This window comes from Phyllobacterium endophyticum, assembly GCF_003010935.1.
GTDB lineage: Bacteria > Pseudomonadota > Alphaproteobacteria > Rhizobiales > Rhizobiaceae > Phyllobacterium > Phyllobacterium endophyticum.
Genome location: NZ_PGGN01000004.1, coordinates 454,322 through 469,558 on the forward strand (window position 1 = coordinate 454,322; position 15,237 = coordinate 469,558).

12 protein-coding genes are annotated in these 15,237 nt (G+C 56.4%); 1 reads left to right on the top strand and 11 read right to left on the bottom strand.

The annotated features are described in order from the left end of the window. Positions 1-187: 187 nt before the first annotated feature. From tdh to CU100_RS20365, 4 genes are all read right to left on the bottom strand, one after another. Positions 188-1,222, bottom strand: a complete 1,035-nt coding sequence (tdh, locus tag CU100_RS20350; protein WP_106718411.1) for an L-threonine 3-dehydrogenase — start codon at positions 1,220-1,222, stop codon at positions 188-190. A 9-nt stretch (positions 1,223-1,231) separates the two neighbouring features. Continuing rightward, on the bottom strand, positions 1,232-2,422 hold the full coding sequence (locus tag CU100_RS20355; RefSeq protein WP_106718412.1) for a glycine C-acetyltransferase: 1,191 nt from the start codon (positions 2,420-2,422) through the stop codon (positions 1,232-1,234). A 79-nt stretch (positions 2,423-2,501) separates the two neighbouring features. Further along, on the bottom strand, positions 2,502-4,316 hold the full coding sequence (locus CU100_RS20360) for an ABC transporter ATP-binding protein (protein WP_106718413.1): 1,815 nt from the start codon (positions 4,314-4,316) through the stop codon (positions 2,502-2,504). A 15-nt stretch (positions 4,317-4,331) separates the two neighbouring features. Next, complete coding sequence (locus CU100_RS20365; RefSeq protein WP_106718414.1) at positions 4,332-5,543, bottom strand: aminotransferase class V-fold PLP-dependent enzyme; 1,212 nt, start codon at positions 5,541-5,543, stop codon at positions 4,332-4,334. A 120-nt stretch (positions 5,544-5,663) separates the two neighbouring features. Here CU100_RS20365 and CU100_RS20370 point away from each other — a divergent pair, with 120 nt between their 5' ends. Then, entirely contained in the window at positions 5,664-6,470 is an 807-nt protein-coding gene (locus tag CU100_RS20370) for an IclR family transcriptional regulator (protein ID WP_106718415.1), read from the top strand. A 1-nt stretch (position 6,471) separates the two neighbouring features. Here the strand turns inward: CU100_RS20370 and CU100_RS20375 are convergent, their stop codons facing one another. From CU100_RS20375 to CU100_RS20405, 7 genes are all read right to left on the bottom strand, one after another. Then, on the bottom strand, positions 6,472-6,969 hold the full coding sequence (locus CU100_RS20375; protein WP_245419143.1) for a RidA family protein: 498 nt from the start codon (positions 6,967-6,969) through the stop codon (positions 6,472-6,474). 10 nt (positions 6,970-6,979) lie between these two features. Then, on the bottom strand, positions 6,980-8,206 hold the full coding sequence (locus tag CU100_RS20380) for an amidohydrolase/deacetylase family metallohydrolase (protein ID WP_106718417.1): 1,227 nt from the start codon (positions 8,204-8,206) through the stop codon (positions 6,980-6,982). Positions 8,207-8,208: 2 nt separating this feature from the next. After that, complete coding sequence (locus CU100_RS20385; protein ID WP_106718418.1) at positions 8,209-9,078, bottom strand: ABC transporter permease; 870 nt, start codon at positions 9,076-9,078, stop codon at positions 8,209-8,211. Further along, positions 9,078-10,019 carry an ABC transporter permease gene (locus CU100_RS20390; protein WP_170113909.1) on the bottom strand — a complete coding sequence of 314 codons (942 nt, stop codon included), beginning with the start codon at positions 10,017-10,019 and terminating at the stop codon, positions 9,078-9,080. The genes CU100_RS20385 and CU100_RS20390 overlap by 1 nt, the downstream gene beginning before the upstream one ends. Positions 10,020-10,104: 85 nt before the next feature. Continuing rightward, on the bottom strand, positions 10,105-11,634 hold the full coding sequence (locus CU100_RS20395; RefSeq protein ID WP_106718419.1) for an ABC transporter substrate-binding protein: 1,530 nt from the start codon (positions 11,632-11,634) through the stop codon (positions 10,105-10,107). Positions 11,635-11,778: 144 nt separating this feature from the next. Next, complete coding sequence (gene rhaI / locus CU100_RS20400; protein WP_106718420.1) at positions 11,779-13,071, bottom strand: L-rhamnose catabolism isomerase; 1,293 nt, start codon at positions 13,069-13,071, stop codon at positions 11,779-11,781. 25 nt (positions 13,072-13,096) lie between these two features. Then, positions 13,097-15,193, bottom strand: coding sequence for a bifunctional rhamnulose-1-phosphate aldolase/short-chain dehydrogenase (locus tag CU100_RS20405; RefSeq protein ID WP_106718421.1), 2,097 nt, complete (start codon positions 15,191-15,193; stop codon positions 13,097-13,099). Positions 15,194-15,237 lie beyond the last annotated feature (44 nt).

Consider the following 15,237-nt stretch of genomic DNA (forward strand, 5'->3'; position numbering starts at 1 on the left):
ATCGTATGGACTGTTCACACCTTGCGCGGGGACTGAATGGCGACAGTATGACTTACGAGTGGATACGACGAAAGGCCAAACGACAGCGTTGCCCATTGACCATAAGCTATCAAGTTGCACTTCATCCTTGAACCCATCCCGCTTGACGCAGATTGAGGCATAACGTCGGTTATGGAACTTCCCTAACTTACCAGCTCAGGACAACTTTGCCGGAGCTTCCGGAGCGCATCGCGTCAAAGCCGGTCTGAAAATCGTCGATTGGCAGCCTGTGTGTGATAATGGGTGACAGATCAAGGCCGCCTTGGACAAACGCGATCATCTTGTACCAGGTCTCGAACATTTCGCGGCCATAGATGCCTTTGAGATTTAGCATCTTGAAGATTACCTTGTTCCAGTCAATCTCGAAACCGGTCGGTGCGATGCCGAGAATGGCGATCTTGCCGCCATTGTTCATCTTGTCGATCATGTCCCGAAATGCTGGTGCTGCCCCTGACATTTCAAGACCGACATCGAAACCTTCAGTCATGCCGATGTCCTTCATGACATCGGCGAGATTTTGCACCGATGCATCGACCACATGATCTATCCCGAGTTTGCGCGCGAGGGCGAGGCGCGCCGGGTTGATATCGGTGATGACAACCTTGCGGGCTCCTGATCGCTTTGCGACCAGTGCCCCCATGATACCGATTGGGCCCGCACCGGTAACGAGCACATCTTCTCCAACAAGATCGAAGCTCAGAGCTGTATGCACGGCATTGCCGAAAGGATCGAATATTGCGGCGATTTCATCCGAAATATCATCTGGAATCGGCACTACATTGTCTTCCGGAATGCAGACATACTCGCCAAAGGAACCAGGACGATGTACGCCGACACCAAGCGTGTTGCGGCAAAGATGTCCCCTGCCTGCGCGGCAATTGCGGCAAATGCCGCAAACGATATGACCTTCTCCCGATACACGCTGTCCCACGTTGTATTTGGTCACCGACGAGCCGATCTCGGCGATTTCGCCGCTGAACTCGTGACCCACGACCATCGGCACCGGGATCGTAGCTTCAGCCCATTTGTCCCAGTTGTAGATATGGACGTCAGTGCCGCAAATGGCAGACTTTTTAACTCGTATCAGCACGTCGTTAGGACCAGGCTCCGGGACCGGAACGCGTTGCATCCAGATTCCAGGTTCGGCCTTCGCCTTGACCAGTGCCTTCATCATGTTCGACATGGTTCTATCCTATTTTATGACGCCGAGATCACGCCCGACTTCAGCAAAAACCTCGATCACGCGAGCGACGTCTTCGGTGGTATGGGCGGCAGACATTTGCGTGCGAATGCGAGCTTGGCCTTTCGGCACCACCGGAAAGGCAAAACCGATGACATAGACGCCCTTCTCCAGCATGCGTGAAGCCATCTCCTGCGCCAGCGTGGCTTCGCCAAGCATCACCGGAATAATGGGGTGATCAGCACCGGCCAAATTGAAGCCAAGCCTTGTCATATCACGACGAAAATGGGCGGCATTGGCGCTGAGACGAGCGCGCAGGTCCGCGCCCTGCTCAATCAGATCAAACACTTTCAGCGATGCTGCTGCAATTACGGGAGCGAGGGTGTTCGAAAAAAGATAGGGCCGCGAGCGCTGACGCAGCCAGTCGACCACCTCGCGCTTGCCGGACGTGTAGCCGCCCGACGCGCCGCCAAGCGCCTTACCCAACGTGCCGGTAATAATATCGACGCGACCTTCGACGCCGCAATGCTCGGCAGAGCCGCGACCGTTTTCGCCGACGAAACCGACCGCATGGCTATCGTCCACCATGACCAAGGCGCCATATTTTTCGGCAAGATCACAGACTCCCTGCAAATTCGCAATGATACCGTCCATCGAAAATACGCCGTCGGTAGCGATCATCTTGAAGCGGCTACTCTCGGCTTTCTTCAGTTCTTCCTCCAGCGCTGCCATGTCATTATTGGCGTACCGGAAGCGTTTCGCCTTGGACAGACGCACGCCGTCGATGATCGAGGCGTGATTGAGTGCATCGGAAATGATTGCATCTTCTTCGGCAAGCAACGTTTCGAACAGACCGCCATTGGCATCGAAGCAGCTGGAATAAAGAATGGTGTCGTCGAGGCCGAGGAAGCTGGAGATGCGGGCTTCGAGCTGCTTATGTTCTTCCTGGGTGCCGCAGATGAACCGCACCGAGGCCATCCCATAGCCATAACGGTCGAGTGCTGCCTTGCCCGCTGCTGCAAGTTCTTCGTTGTCGGCAAGCCCAAGATAATTGTTGGCGCAGAAGTTGAGTACCTTTGCGCCTGAATCTACAACGATCTGTCCCGCTTGTTTCGAAGTTATGACGCGCTCGGTCTTGTAAAGCCCGGACTGTTTCAGTCCCGCGAGTTCGGAAGAAAGGTGGTCGATGAAAGCCTTGGTCATGACGAATCCTGCTCTATGCTGCGGGCAACTCTGGCAGTGTCATCTCACGATCGGATGAATGTCTCAAGCCCGGATCAAATCAGATCTGAACCAGATGCCCTGACGCGACTTCGGCGTAGTGGCGGAGCGGAACCACGTAGTCCGGAGCCCGGACGGGGCTTTTAATCTCGTCACTGGAGGCAGGCCGCTTGACACCCCTTCGCGAAGGATCTGGAACGGGTACGGCTGCAATCAGCCTTTTGGTATAGGGATGTTGCGGATTTTCAAAGATCGCGGCGCGGGGCCCGATCTCGACGATTTCGCCCAGATACATGACGGCGATACGGTGACTGACGCGTTCGACCACGGCGATATCATGCGAGATGAACAGATAAGCGAGGTTGAGGCTTGCCTGGAGGTCGAGCAGAAGGTTGATGACTTGCGCCTTGATCGAAACGTCGAGCGCCGAAACAGACTCATCCGCAACGATGATCTTTGGGTCAAGCGCCAATGCGCGGGCGATACAGACGCGCTGGCGCTGACCGCCGGAAAATTCATGCGGATAGCGGCTCGCCATGTCTGCGGCAAGACCCACTCGCTCGAGCAGATCGGCAACGCGCTCACGTGCTTCGGCACGGGTTCCAAGTTTGTGTTCCAGATACGGCTCTGCAATGGCCGCGCCGACGGTCATGCGCGGATTTAAACTGGCGAACGGGTCCTGGAATATCATCTGCATGGTCCGGCGCATGTCACGCAACTGCTTCGCGTCCATGGTCAGGATGTCCTGACCATTGAGGAGCACTTCGCCGGCCTGGGCCTGAACAAGGCGCATGATCGAGCGCCCTGTCGTCGACTTGCCACAGCCGGACTCGCCGACAAGTGACAAGGTTTCACCGGGCTGCAGTGTGAAGGACAGGTTTTCGACAGCGTGCACTCTGCCCTCGAGCTGGCCGAACATACCGGAATGGATGTTGAAACGCGTCGTAAGATTGCGTACTTCGAGCAGCGGCTGGACCCCCGCTTGCACCGTATCGGCCGCTTCGACCGGCGTGTCGGATGTGCCGGTAGCGCGATCGACCACCGGAAATCGCAAAGGCCGCTCGTGCCCTTTCATCGAGCCCAGAACCGGAACTGCCGACAACAGCGAACGCGTGTACGGATGCTGCGGCCGCGCGAAGATGTCTTCGGTCTTGCCGGTTTCGACCGCCTCGCCATTATACATGACCACGGTCCGGTCGGCGATCTCCGCCACTACGCCCATATCGTGGGTGATAAAGAGAACAGAGGTACCCTCCTCGTCCTGCAACAATTTTATAAGATCGAGGATCTGGCCCTGAATGGTCACGTCCAGAGCTGTGGTCGGTTCATCGGCGATAAGCAGTTTTGGTTTGCTTGCCAGCGCCATCGCAATCATCACGCGCTGGCGCATTCCGCCCGAGAAGCGATGTGGATACTCATTGGATCGCGATTTCGCGGCAGGTATCCGCACCTTTTCGAGGAGCCGGATTGTCTCCGCCTTCGCTTCGGCGCGCGACATGGCGTGATGGCAAAGCAGTGCTTCGCTGATCTGTTGGCCAACTGTGAACAGCGGGTTGAGACTTGTCATGGGTTCCTGGAAGATCATGGCGACGTCATTGCCGCGTACGCCGCGCATCTGGTTCTCCGGCAAGGCGAGTATGTCCTTTCCGCCCAGCATGATCTTCCCCTCGATGCGGCTCTTGTCTCCCTGGAGAAGTCGCATGATAGAAAGCGACGTGACGCTCTTGCCCGATCCGGACTCACCCACAATTGCCACGGTTTCTCCGGGCCTGACATCAAAAGAGACATCACGCACCACAGGGCGCCACTTGCCGTCGGTCAGAAACGATGTGGTTAGGTTTGAAACCGAAAGAACCGGGGCGACGTAGTTTTCCATGTTCCTATCCTTCGATCAATCGGGCCAGCGCATCATGCCGGCAATACGGCGGGCGTAGCGTTCTTCCAATGGCGTCGCGATGATATCATTCGAGGCTCGGGCCTTGCCAAGCTCCTCTTCAAGACGCCTTGCCACGATCTTCTCCTCACCCGGATGCAGGTTGCACGGATCCATGTAAAAAAAGCCATGCTCGGCTTCGTGATCCCGCACAATGATGGGCTGTGCACCCTTCGCTAGTGCATCGGCGAAATCCCAAGCTGTAATATGGGCTTCTTCTGGAATGACTGTCACTTTTAGACGGTCAAGCGGATTGTGGGTCGGGTCCGGTTCAATCTCGGCGGCGATACCGCGCTTGCCGGATAGCGTCTGCTTCCATAAATTCAGATATCCGGTTTCTTTTGCGCGGATACCGGCATGATCGCGCTTTTCCCAAGCTTCAAGTGCCGCGATGGTACCAAGGATGCTTTCCTTGCCCAGTTTCATACCCCGACCAATGCCCATATTCTGAAGGAAGGCATTTCGAACCAGGTCCTTGCGTCCGGCAACAATGCCGCCAGTCGGGCCGCCAAGAAATTTATGCGAAGAATAAAGCGCAATGTCGGCGCCCTGGGCGAGAAATATCTTCAGGTCGTACTCCGACGCAGCATCAACGATGACCGGAACGCCGTGCGCATGACAGATTTCGGCGAACGTCCTCAGGGCGATCAAACCATACTGGACTGTGTGGTGCGAAACCACGAAGACGGCTGCGGCTGTTCGTTCATTGATGGCACCCTCTAGGTGGTAGGGATGGCACGAGGTGGCTTGGCCGATGAGAACTGGCTTGGCTCCTGGAAGCCGGATGCCCTGGTCAACCGGCGCCCCGTAGCTGACAACATGGCCCATCTGTATGATGACCTCACTCTTCAGCCCAGTTGTGTCCGGCAGCCGTTCGATAGCTGCGAGGTCGCTTCCCGTCATTGTTGCAGCCACGGCGAGACTGATCCCCGCCGAACAGGACGCTGTCACAAAGCCTGCCTCGCCCCCGGTCAGGCGTGCTATCACGGGGCTCGCCTTTTTATGGAGATCGTTGATTTCCACAAATTGCGGGAGTATGGCATTCATCGCCGTAATGGCCTCCGGCACAACGATGGACGCCCCGAGTGATGTCATCGTTCCCGAGACATTGATAACCGGCCTTAGTCCAAGCGACTGGCGGATGTCGGGCGACGTATGAGAGTCGGTCATGATATTCTCCTCAAAAGGTATTCCGCTTGCTTGGCATATATGCCGCTATAATGTAATAATGCGCCAGAGAACTTCATCGATTGTACCAGGAGCCTGAAAGTGGACGCGAAGGCATCAGACATGGACGCATCCGACGGCATTCAGCAATCGGCTGATGCGCCCGCTAGGCGCTCGCGCGTCAGCGGTATCGATCGCGCCCTGCAGGTTCTGGATTATCTCTATGAAACAGGAAGTCCGGCCGGCGTCTACGCGATAGCCAAGGCTATAGGCGCACCGCTGTCGACGGTTTACGTGATCATTGACGATCTCGTGGAAAAGAACCTTCTGTCGCGCAACGGCGACAGCACTGTCTGGCTCGGAGCGCGCCTTTATCACTACGGTCTTGCCTATGCGCGCTCGCTGGATTTTCTCAATGTGGCCAATCACGAGATGCATAATCTCAGCCGCGTTTCGGGCGAAACGGTGCAGGTCTGTGGCCGCGATGGTGATCATATGATGGTGCTCGCGATGGCTGATGGGCCAGGTCATTTCCAGGTGACGTCGCGTGTCGGCACCCGCGTCCCACTCAATTGGACGGCATCCGGCCGCCTGCTCGTTGGACATCTCCCGGAACAGGAACGGCTGGATCTGTTCGAGCATTGCGCGAAATCTTCCCCGACAGGACGTGCCGTTATTGATCCCTCCGTCTTGTCGCAATCGGCCAAACAAGCCCTGCAGGCACGCATTTCCATACAGGCGGGCGAATCCGATTATGCCGTCGCGTGCGTTGCCTCTCCAATCTGCGACGACAAGGGCGCCTGTATCGCGACCATTTCCATTGTTCTTCCCGAGCAGAAAATCGCCGAGAATCCCGACCGCTATACGGCCGAGGTAAAAGCCTCGGCGGAACGGATCGAAACGGTGATGGGTTGGCGCAGTCATTCCTGATCTAATCCTTCAAAGATATGATTGCCTCGATTTCCACGGTGATATTGCCAGGCAGAGAACTGAACCCGACGGCTGAACGGGCATGGTTGCCGGCCTCCCCGAACACATTGATCAGCAAGTCCGAGCATCCGTTGATGACGGATGGGTGATCGGCAAAATCAGGTACTGCATTGACCATGCCCAGAAGCTTCACCACGCGTTTGACGCGCCGCAAATCTCCTAGCGCCGAATGCATGACCGCAAGCAGGTTGATACCAGTGAGACGTGCGTGCTTGTAGGCCTCTTCGACGCTTACATAGGCGCCGACCTTACCGGTGTGCATGTACCCGTCCTCTTCCCGCGGTCCCTGCCCCGACAGGTACAGCATATTGCCTTCCTGAATGTGGGTGACGAAATTCGCGATCGGGCTCGGGGCCGGGGGAAGAACTATGCCCAGCGCCTTGAGACGATCATAGGGGGAAACGTCGGCATCGATTGCCGGACTTGGTAGGTCACTCAAGGCGAATTCCTCAACGGTATGAATAGGGCGCAATGGCGCCGGATGTTTCAGGCTTGACGGGCTGGTAGCGGCTGGCGGCGATTGGCTCATTACCGAGGACTGCCCAGTGTGGTTCGAACAACTTGTCGAGCCTTGCTTCGTAACCCATGGAGTCGATGACTGTGAGATCGGAATCGGCGAGTTCGAAGATGGTGAAATCGGCACGCGTCCCGACCGACAGGAGGTTCTCCGTCGGCAGATTGATCGCCGATGCCGGAGAGATCGTCACTGCTTCCACCACCTTGTCGAATGGCATGCCTACGCTCAGCAGCTTGGACATGGTGGTGCCTAGGTCCCACACTGCGAAGTTCAAGCTACGCAGATGAATATCGGTCGAGATCGAAAATGGCAGGAGTCCGCGCTGGATCGCGACTTCCGCCACGCGGAACGAGAACGAGGCGCCGCCGTGTCCGATGTCGAGACGTATCCCCTCACCCGCACAACGTGCCGCCAGTTCAAACAGATCATCGTCCTCGATGATGCTGCTGCCGACCTTGCCGTTGAAGCAATGGGTGATGATGTCTCCCGGACCGAGGATTTCCAGCACCTCGTCGTAGAGCGCCGGCGGTTCGCCAACATGCACCATCATCGGGATCTTCAGGATTTTTGCGAGCTTCTTACCGACTTTGACCGGCGTCACTCCCCAGGAGCCGGTAATCACATGGCTGGCACGCACCTTCAGTCCAACGATGTGATCGCGGTTTTCATTAACGCAGGCAACAGTACGATCGATGTCGATCGACTTGATGTCGCTGAGTTCGCTTACCCGATTGCAGGCTACGAGCCCGATCGAGCCCAGGTTTAGAAACGCCTTGATACGTTCACGTGCCGGATCAATGATGTATTCACGAAATCCGTGGAAGTTGGCTTCACCCGCCGAACCTGCGTCAACGATGGTGGTGACGCCCCGCTCGGCGCCGCAGAGTTGCGGGCGCACCGAAATATCCGTGCCGCCATGCCAGATGTGTGTGTGCAGATCGACCCAGCCCGGGGAAATCCATGCGCCCTTGCCGTCGACACGGCGCACATCGCCATGGACATTCAGCGAAGGCCCAAACTCGGCAATCCTGCCGTCAGCGTCGATCAGGATATCGATGGCGGACGAAGGCGTATTCGGTCCGAACGAAACCGGTTTGATATTGGTCAGCAGCAAGCGCCCTTCGATTGGAGAATTGGCGGTTGCAGAAGAGGCAGGCATAATCAGAGATCCTTTCTGAGACGGGGGTCGAGAAGGTCGCGGAAACCGTCGCCAACCATCTGCAGGGAAAGTACGGCAAGCACGATGGCAATCCCGGGGAATAGCGTCATCCAATCGGCCGTTCCGATATACTGACGGCCTGAGGCGATCATCGTGCCCCACGTGGGGACTTCCGGGCTGACCCCGAGGCCGAGGAATGAAAGACCTGCTTCGGCTAGCATGGCATTGGCAAAAAGGAACGTGCCCTGTACCAAAATGGGCGAGAGCAGGTTTCGCAGGATATGCCGCGTCATGATGTGCGACGTTGAAATTCCGAGCGATGTGGCGGCTTCGACATAGGGTAGTTCCCGGATGACCAGTGTCGAGGCGCGAACGATACGAGCGAGGCGTGGTGCGTAGACGATGCTTAGGGCGACGATAACCGTTGTCAATGACGGCCCGAGCGCTGCAACGAGCGCTATCGCCAGCAGAATGTCCGGGAAGGCCATCATCGCATCTATCAGGCGGGTGATCGGCGCATCCAGCTTATGGAAATATCCAGCAAGTATACCGAGGGTCACACCGATCAGCGATGCAAGCACGACCACGGCGAAACCGACCAATAGGGATAACCGCGCCGAAAAGATCGTCCGCGAGAATACGTCGCGGCCGAATTCGTCCGTGCCGAAGAACCACTTCATGCTCGGCGGCTTCAGACGGTTGACGATGGACAATTTGCTGGGCGAATAGGGTGTGATCAGGGGCGCGAAGACCGCAAGGAGCACGAAGATGGCGAGAACGATCAGGCCGAACAGAACGGTCTTGCGCCGTATCAAAATCCGGAAAAACTTCGAGCGCTCGCTTGTCGGGATGTTGGTTGCAATATCGGCCATCAGTAGCGCACCCTTGGATCGACGACGAGGTAGAGCATATCAATGGCAAAGTTGATGAGGACGTAGAGCGCAGCGATGATCAACAGAGCGCCTTGGATGACTGGGTAGTCCCGCCTCAACACCGCCGACACGACGAGACTGCCGACACCGGGAAGACCAAATACAGTTTCTGTGACAACAGCACCCGAGATCAGCACGGCAGCTGTCAAACCCAGCACGGTGAGGATCGGAATCAGCGCGTTTTTGAAGGCATGTTTTAGGACGACCCGGCGCTCATCCACACCCTTGGCACGTGCTGTGCGAATATAGTCGTCGCCAAGCACATCCAACATAGAGGCGCGGGTGAAACGCATGATGAGCGCGGAGGAAACGATGCCGAGCGCAAACGCCGGTAGCACCAGGTATCCAAGTCGTTCCATCAACGATGTTCCCGGCCCGCCATAGCCGGATACCGGAAACAGCCCAAATCGTACGGCGAATATCTGCATCAAGATGAGTCCCAGCCAGAAGCTTGGGATGCTTGCGGCAAGCATCGCTACCGCTGTTGCTGCCTGATCGAAGAATGACCCGCGCCGGTATGCAGCATAGATGCCGATCGGAATGGCGATGACGCTGGCAATCAACAGTGAGAAGATTGTGAGAAAGAAGGTCGGTTCGGCGCGCTGGGCCAGCGCCTGGAGTACGGGCTGGTTGAGAAAGATGGACTGTCCCAGATCGCCCTTGAACAGATTGCCGATGAAATAGAGATATTGCAGCAGGATGGATTGATCGAGCCCTAGTTGCTGACGGAGCGCCGTAATGTCCGCCGCAGTCGCCTCCGGCCCGAGCATCACGGCAGCGGGATCACCCGGCGTGACGCGTACGATGACGAAAACTATCGTCACCACCAGGAACATCACGATGATCATGCCGATAAAGCGTTGGAGTATGTAGCGGAGCATATGGTCGAATCGTTTTCTCTTGCAGTTTTACTGAAGAATGGTCGCAGGAGTGGAAAGTCCCTGCCCGCGACTGTTGCACTCTGCGCTATTGCTTCAGCGAGACGTTCCAGAAATAAGGCCACGGCGCCGGCGTAAAGCCCTCGAGCTTGGATGATTTTGCCGATAGCGCGTTGAAATCACCGATCTTGATGATCGGGACTTCAGCATAGATCACCTTCTGTACTTCGGCCCAAAGTGCGACGCGCTTCTTTGGATCGACCTCAGAATTGAAGGCATCGACGGCCGTCTTGCGAGCGGGGGTATCCCAATTGCCGGGCGCGCTGGTCGACATGGCGCCAATCAAAGCGGGTTCCGGCAGGAAGGGGCTGTGACTGATATAAATGTCCCAAAGCTTCGGGTCGGCGCGTCGCTGGGTCAGCGTTGCCCAGTCCACGACCTGCATATCCACCGTGAAGCCCGCAGCCTTCAGATACTCGGCGGCAACCTGCGCCATCTTGTAGTGGAACTCATATTGGCGGCTGGTCAGGATGCGAATCGGTTCGCCATTGTAGCCGGCCTTCTTCATCAGCTCGGCAGCCTTTTCCGGATCGGCGACATTATAAGCGTTTTCGGTGCCCGCATCCGTCTTCCAGCTATATCCGTCGGGGTACATAGACGCATTGAGCGAATAGAAATCGGTACTGCCGAAGGCCGCGGCCATCATGTCTTCCATGCTGAGCGAATCTCGAATTGCCAGTCTGATATCCTGGTTCTTGGTGATTCCCGTACTGGTGTTCATGACGAAGACCGGCCAGCCGAATGGCTTGAGCAAAACGGCTTCAGTCGTTTTCTGGTCCTTCAGCCGATCATAGGCTTCAACTGGAAGGCTGTCGACGTAGTCGAACTGACCCGAAACCGCACCTTCGACACGTGTATTGGCATCCGGCACAGGAACAAAGCGGATTTCATCGAGATATTGATGACGCGCACCACCATAGCCATTTTCGTCACCCTCGGGTGATTTGTAGCCGTCGAAACGCGCCAGCTGGATGTATTGGTCAGCCTTGCGTTCCTTCAGCATATATGGGCCCGTACCAACCGGATCGGTCATCGGGTTCTGCTGCTTCTCGCTCGGGAGGATGATCGCGGCGGCATTGTTGAAAGCCAGCAGCGAAACGAGCGGGGCATAAGGTGCGTTGAGAGAGATTTTCAAAGTCACAGGATCGGCAGCTTCGATCGAAGCGATCATCGAGGCTGTCTGCTTGCCGCGCGAGGCAACTTCCGTCCAGCGCTTCAACGAGGCGACGACGTCGGTCGAATCCATATCCGTGCCGTCATGGAACTTGACGCCGGTGCGAAGTTTTATGGTGTAGACTTTGCCGTCGCCCGAAACTTCGGGAAGACTGGCAGCGAGAAGTGGTGTGACGTTCCAGCTTTTGTCGAACGTGTAGAGAGTTTCGAAAATATGCTGCGAGACAATGCCGACAAGATCCGCCGTCGAGGCCATAGCATCGAGCGTGGGCGGCTCGCCGATCGTGGCGACGTTGATGACCCCGCCTTTTGTCTGAGCGAAAGCGGAGGGGCTAACAGCAATCAGCGCTGAACCAAGAAGGAGTGCGAGCTTCAGTGATTTCATGACGGTTCCCTTTGTTATTCCACTATAATGGATCATAGTGTTTTATAGTAGAATAAGAACAAATGGCGGCGGGACTGTCAATTCAAAAAAGAAAAGGGCCGCGCGATGAAGCGCCGCCCTTTTGTTTTAACAGAGGTACGTCGATTAAATTATCCCGCCGCCGCCAGCGGCAGTTAGCGGTCGTTCCTTGCCGACCAATTCGCGGTAACCACTCTTGCGGTAAGTGGCGACAGGATCGATCGCTCCGGCTGATCGCCGGCGTGCCTCCGCGAGGATCGGTTCGACATCCGTGCGATAGGCGCGCTTCAACGCGTCTGAAGCCATCAGAGCATCGTTCTCATCCTGGTAAGCGCTCAATGCCTTTCGATCCACCAGCAAAGCCTGAGCGTAAGCCCGGCGAATTTCATTGGCGCTTGAGATCAGGCTTTCGATCGGATCCGTGACATTGTGCGACTGATCAATCATGTGAGCGGGATGGAAGTTCTCTACGCCGCGATCTTCCGCGTCGACCAGTTCATTGAAGACAAGAAACAGGCGATAGGGATCGATCGAACCCGCATCGAGATCGTCATCGCCATATTTGGAATCATTGAAATGGAAGCCGCCTAGTTTCTTGAACTGGATCAGCCGCGAAACGATCATCTCTATATTGGTATTCGCCGCATGGTGGCCCAGATCGACAAGGCAATAGGCTTTCGGCCCCAATGTCTGCGCGATCAGATAGTTTGTCCCCCAATCCTGCACTACCGTGGAATAGAAGGCCGGCTCATACATTTTGTGCTCGGAGAAAATGCGCCAATTATCAGGCAGCGCTTTATATATCTCCGTCATCGATCCGAGATAACGCTCGAAGGCTTTGGCGAAATTGCTCTGCCCCGGAAAATTGGAACCATCGCCAATCCACACAGTCAGGGCTTTCGAGCCAATCGCCGCACCGATCTCGATACATTCGATGTTGTGCTCGATTGCCTGTGTCCGCGTCGCCGCATTCACATGGCTGAGCGATCCATATTTGTAGGAGTGCGCCTGATCGGGCGCATCGGAGAATGTGTTCGAATTCATTGCATCGAAACCAAGTCCGTGCGCATCGGCATGGGCCTTCAGATGTTTCGGATCCGCCTTGTCCCAAGGGATATGCAACGACACATTCGGGGTTGTCCGCGTCAATTGCTGGATCACCGCACAGTCGTCGAGCTTATCGAAGATGCCGCGCGGCTCGCCTATGCCGGGAAAGCGCGCAAACCGTGTTCCACCCGTGCCAACACCCCAGGACGGTATTGCGACGAAAAATTCCGCAACCTTGTTGGTGATTGCATCGATATCGATGTTGCGTCGCGCGAGATGAGCGCCCAGCGCCTCGTAGTCGCTCTTGTGTGCAGCGAGCAGCCGGTCGTTTTCGGCCGCAATCAGTTCACCGGAAATATGTAACTCAGCCATGACGTTCTCCCGAGACTGGACAGTACTAACGCGTAAAGCTCTGCGCGTTGCCCGCATCAACGTTGATGATATTGCCAGTCGATTTGGCAGATGCATCCGAGGCAAGAAAATATACCGCTTCGGCGATGTCTTCCGGCAGCACATTAAGCTTCAGCAGTGAACGCTTGCGGTAGTGTTCCTCGAGTTCGTCAACCTGCAGATTGGAGGAGGCGGCGCGCTGCTCCCGCCACTCTCCGTTCCAGATTTTCGAACCCCGCAGCACCGCATCGGGATTGACCGTATTGACGCGAATGCCACCTTCCGCGCCTTCCAGCGCGAGACAGCGGGCGAGATGGATTTCCGCAGCCTTGGCAGCACAATAGGCGCTTGCATTGGGCGATGCGGCAAGGCCGTTCTTCGATGCAACGAAGACAACGTTACCGCCAATCTTCTGCCTGCGGAACAGCCGGAACGCCTCGCGTGAGACCAGAAAGTAGCCAGTTGCAAGAATGTCGATATTGCGCGTCCACATCGAAAGCTCAGTCGTCTCGATTGGCGCCGAGGATGCGATGCCCGCATTGGAAACGAGAATGTCGACGCCGCCAAACTCCACGGAAGCTTCGGCGTAGCTCGCGATCACCCCCGCCTCATCCGTCACGTTCAACTGAACGCTGCGCACGGCGTCCGCCGTATAGCGTTTGGCGAAATCGTCATGCGCCGTCTTCAGTGCTTCAGCATCAATGTCGGCAAGCACCACACAGGCGCCCTCGCCCAAAAGCCGTTCCGCCGTCGCCCGGCCGATGCCGCCGGCGCCGCCGGTGACGAAAGCCACTCGGCCGGCCAATGACTTGGATTTCGGCATGCGCTGGAGCTTGGCTTCTTCGAGTAGCCAGTACTCGATGTCGAAGGCCTCCTGCTCGGGCAGGCCTTGATATTCGGAAACCAGGGAGGAGCCACGCATGACGTTGATCGCATTAACATAGAATTCGCCAGCAATCCGAGCGGTCGCCTTGTCTTTGGCGAATGACAGCATGCCGACGCCGGGAATGAGGAAAATCACGGGGTTTGGATCACGCATTGCCGGCGAATTGTTGTGCTTGCATTCATTGTAGTAGCGGGCGTAATCGGCGCGGTATGCTTGCAGAGCGTTGTCGAGCGATGCTGCTACCGCTTCGGCGTCCGGTTTGGCCGGATCGAGATCGAGCACAAGCGGCCGGATTTTCGTGCGAAGAAAATGGTCCGGGCAGCTGGTACCGAGAGCTGCGAGAGGGCGCAGATTGTTTGAGTTTACGAATTCGAGCACCGCCGGTTGATCATCGAAATGACCGAGCTTGCGCTCCGACACGCCGATTCTTCCACGAATTTCCGGCATCAATTTTGCTGCAAGAGCACGCCGTTCGGAGGCACTCAGACTCTTGGCAACCTCTCCGCCGAAGGCAGGTTTTCCCGCTGTTTTCCGATCGAACCAGATAATCGCCTTGTTGATGATGTCCAGCGTCAGTTCATAGCATTCCTTGGCATCATTGGCCCACGTGAATAGACCATGGCTTTCGAGCACAACACCTTTTGAATTTGGATGGTTAGCCGCATAGGCGCCAAGATCGAGACCAAGCTGGAAACCGGGTCGGCGCCACGGCAGCCAACCGATCTCGTCGCCGAAGATTTCCTGCGTCAATTCCCGGGAGTTTTTTGACGCGGCAATGGCGATGATCGCATCCGGATGCATGTGATCGACATGTTTAAACGGCACCAATCCGTGCAGCGGCGTATCGATGGAAGCGGCACGGCTATTGAGGTTGAAGGTGCAGTGCGGCAGGAAGCCGACCATGCGATCCTCTTCCTCGACGCCCTTGTAGATGGACTTCAGCGATTCCAGCTTTTCCATATAAAGCGTGGCAAAACCATCGAGCTTGATCGTGCCGACATCGCCGCCCGATCCCTTGACCCACAGCACCTCGACCGGGTTTCCAGTCAGCGGATCGGTTTCCATGATTTTCGCAGAGGTATTGCCACCACCGTAATTGGTAATGCGCTTGTCGGCACCCAGCAGATTGGAGCGGTAAAGCAGCTTGCCCGGCTCATCCAGATCAGCGGCCTTTTGATCATTCCAACGATTATCCAGAAGTTGGACCTTGTCTGCCATACTCGCCTCCCGAAAAGTCAATTGCCAGCTCAGGACAGATCGTC

What these genes read in the sequence shown, in the direction of transcription:
- tdh (WP_106718411.1), bottom strand. Translation starts at nt 1,222, where the DNA reads ATGTCGAACATGATGAAGGCACTGGTCAAGGCGAAGGCCGAACCTGGA.
- CU100_RS20355 (WP_106718412.1), bottom strand. Translation starts at nt 2,422, where the DNA reads ATGACCAAGGCTTTCATCGACCACCTTTCTTCCGAACTCGCGGGACTG.
- CU100_RS20360 (WP_106718413.1), bottom strand. Translation starts at nt 4,316, where the DNA reads ATGGAAAACTACGTCGCCCCGGTTCTTTCGGTTTCAAACCTAACCACA.
- CU100_RS20365 (WP_106718414.1), bottom strand. Translation starts at nt 5,543, where the DNA reads ATGACCGACTCTCATACGTCGCCCGACATCCGCCAGTCGCTTGGACTA.
- CU100_RS20370 (WP_106718415.1), top strand. Translation starts at nt 5,664, where the DNA reads ATGGACGCATCCGACGGCATTCAGCAATCGGCTGATGCGCCCGCTAGG.
- CU100_RS20380 (WP_106718417.1), bottom strand. Translation starts at nt 8,206, where the DNA reads ATGCCTGCCTCTTCTGCAACCGCCAATTCTCCAATCGAAGGGCGCTTG.
- CU100_RS20385 (WP_106718418.1), bottom strand. Translation starts at nt 9,078, where the DNA reads ATGGCCGATATTGCAACCAACATCCCGACAAGCGAGCGCTCGAAGTTT.
- CU100_RS20390 (WP_170113909.1), bottom strand. Translation starts at nt 10,019, where the DNA reads ATGCTCCGCTACATACTCCAACGCTTTATCGGCATGATCATCGTGATG.
- CU100_RS20395 (WP_106718419.1), bottom strand. Translation starts at nt 11,634, where the DNA reads ATGAAATCACTGAAGCTCGCACTCCTTCTTGGTTCAGCGCTGATTGCT.
- rhaI (WP_106718420.1), bottom strand. Translation starts at nt 13,071, where the DNA reads ATGGCTGAGTTACATATTTCCGGTGAACTGATTGCGGCCGAAAACGAC.
- CU100_RS20405 (WP_106718421.1), bottom strand. Translation starts at nt 15,193, where the DNA reads ATGGCAGACAAGGTCCAACTTCTGGATAATCGTTGGAATGATCAAAAG.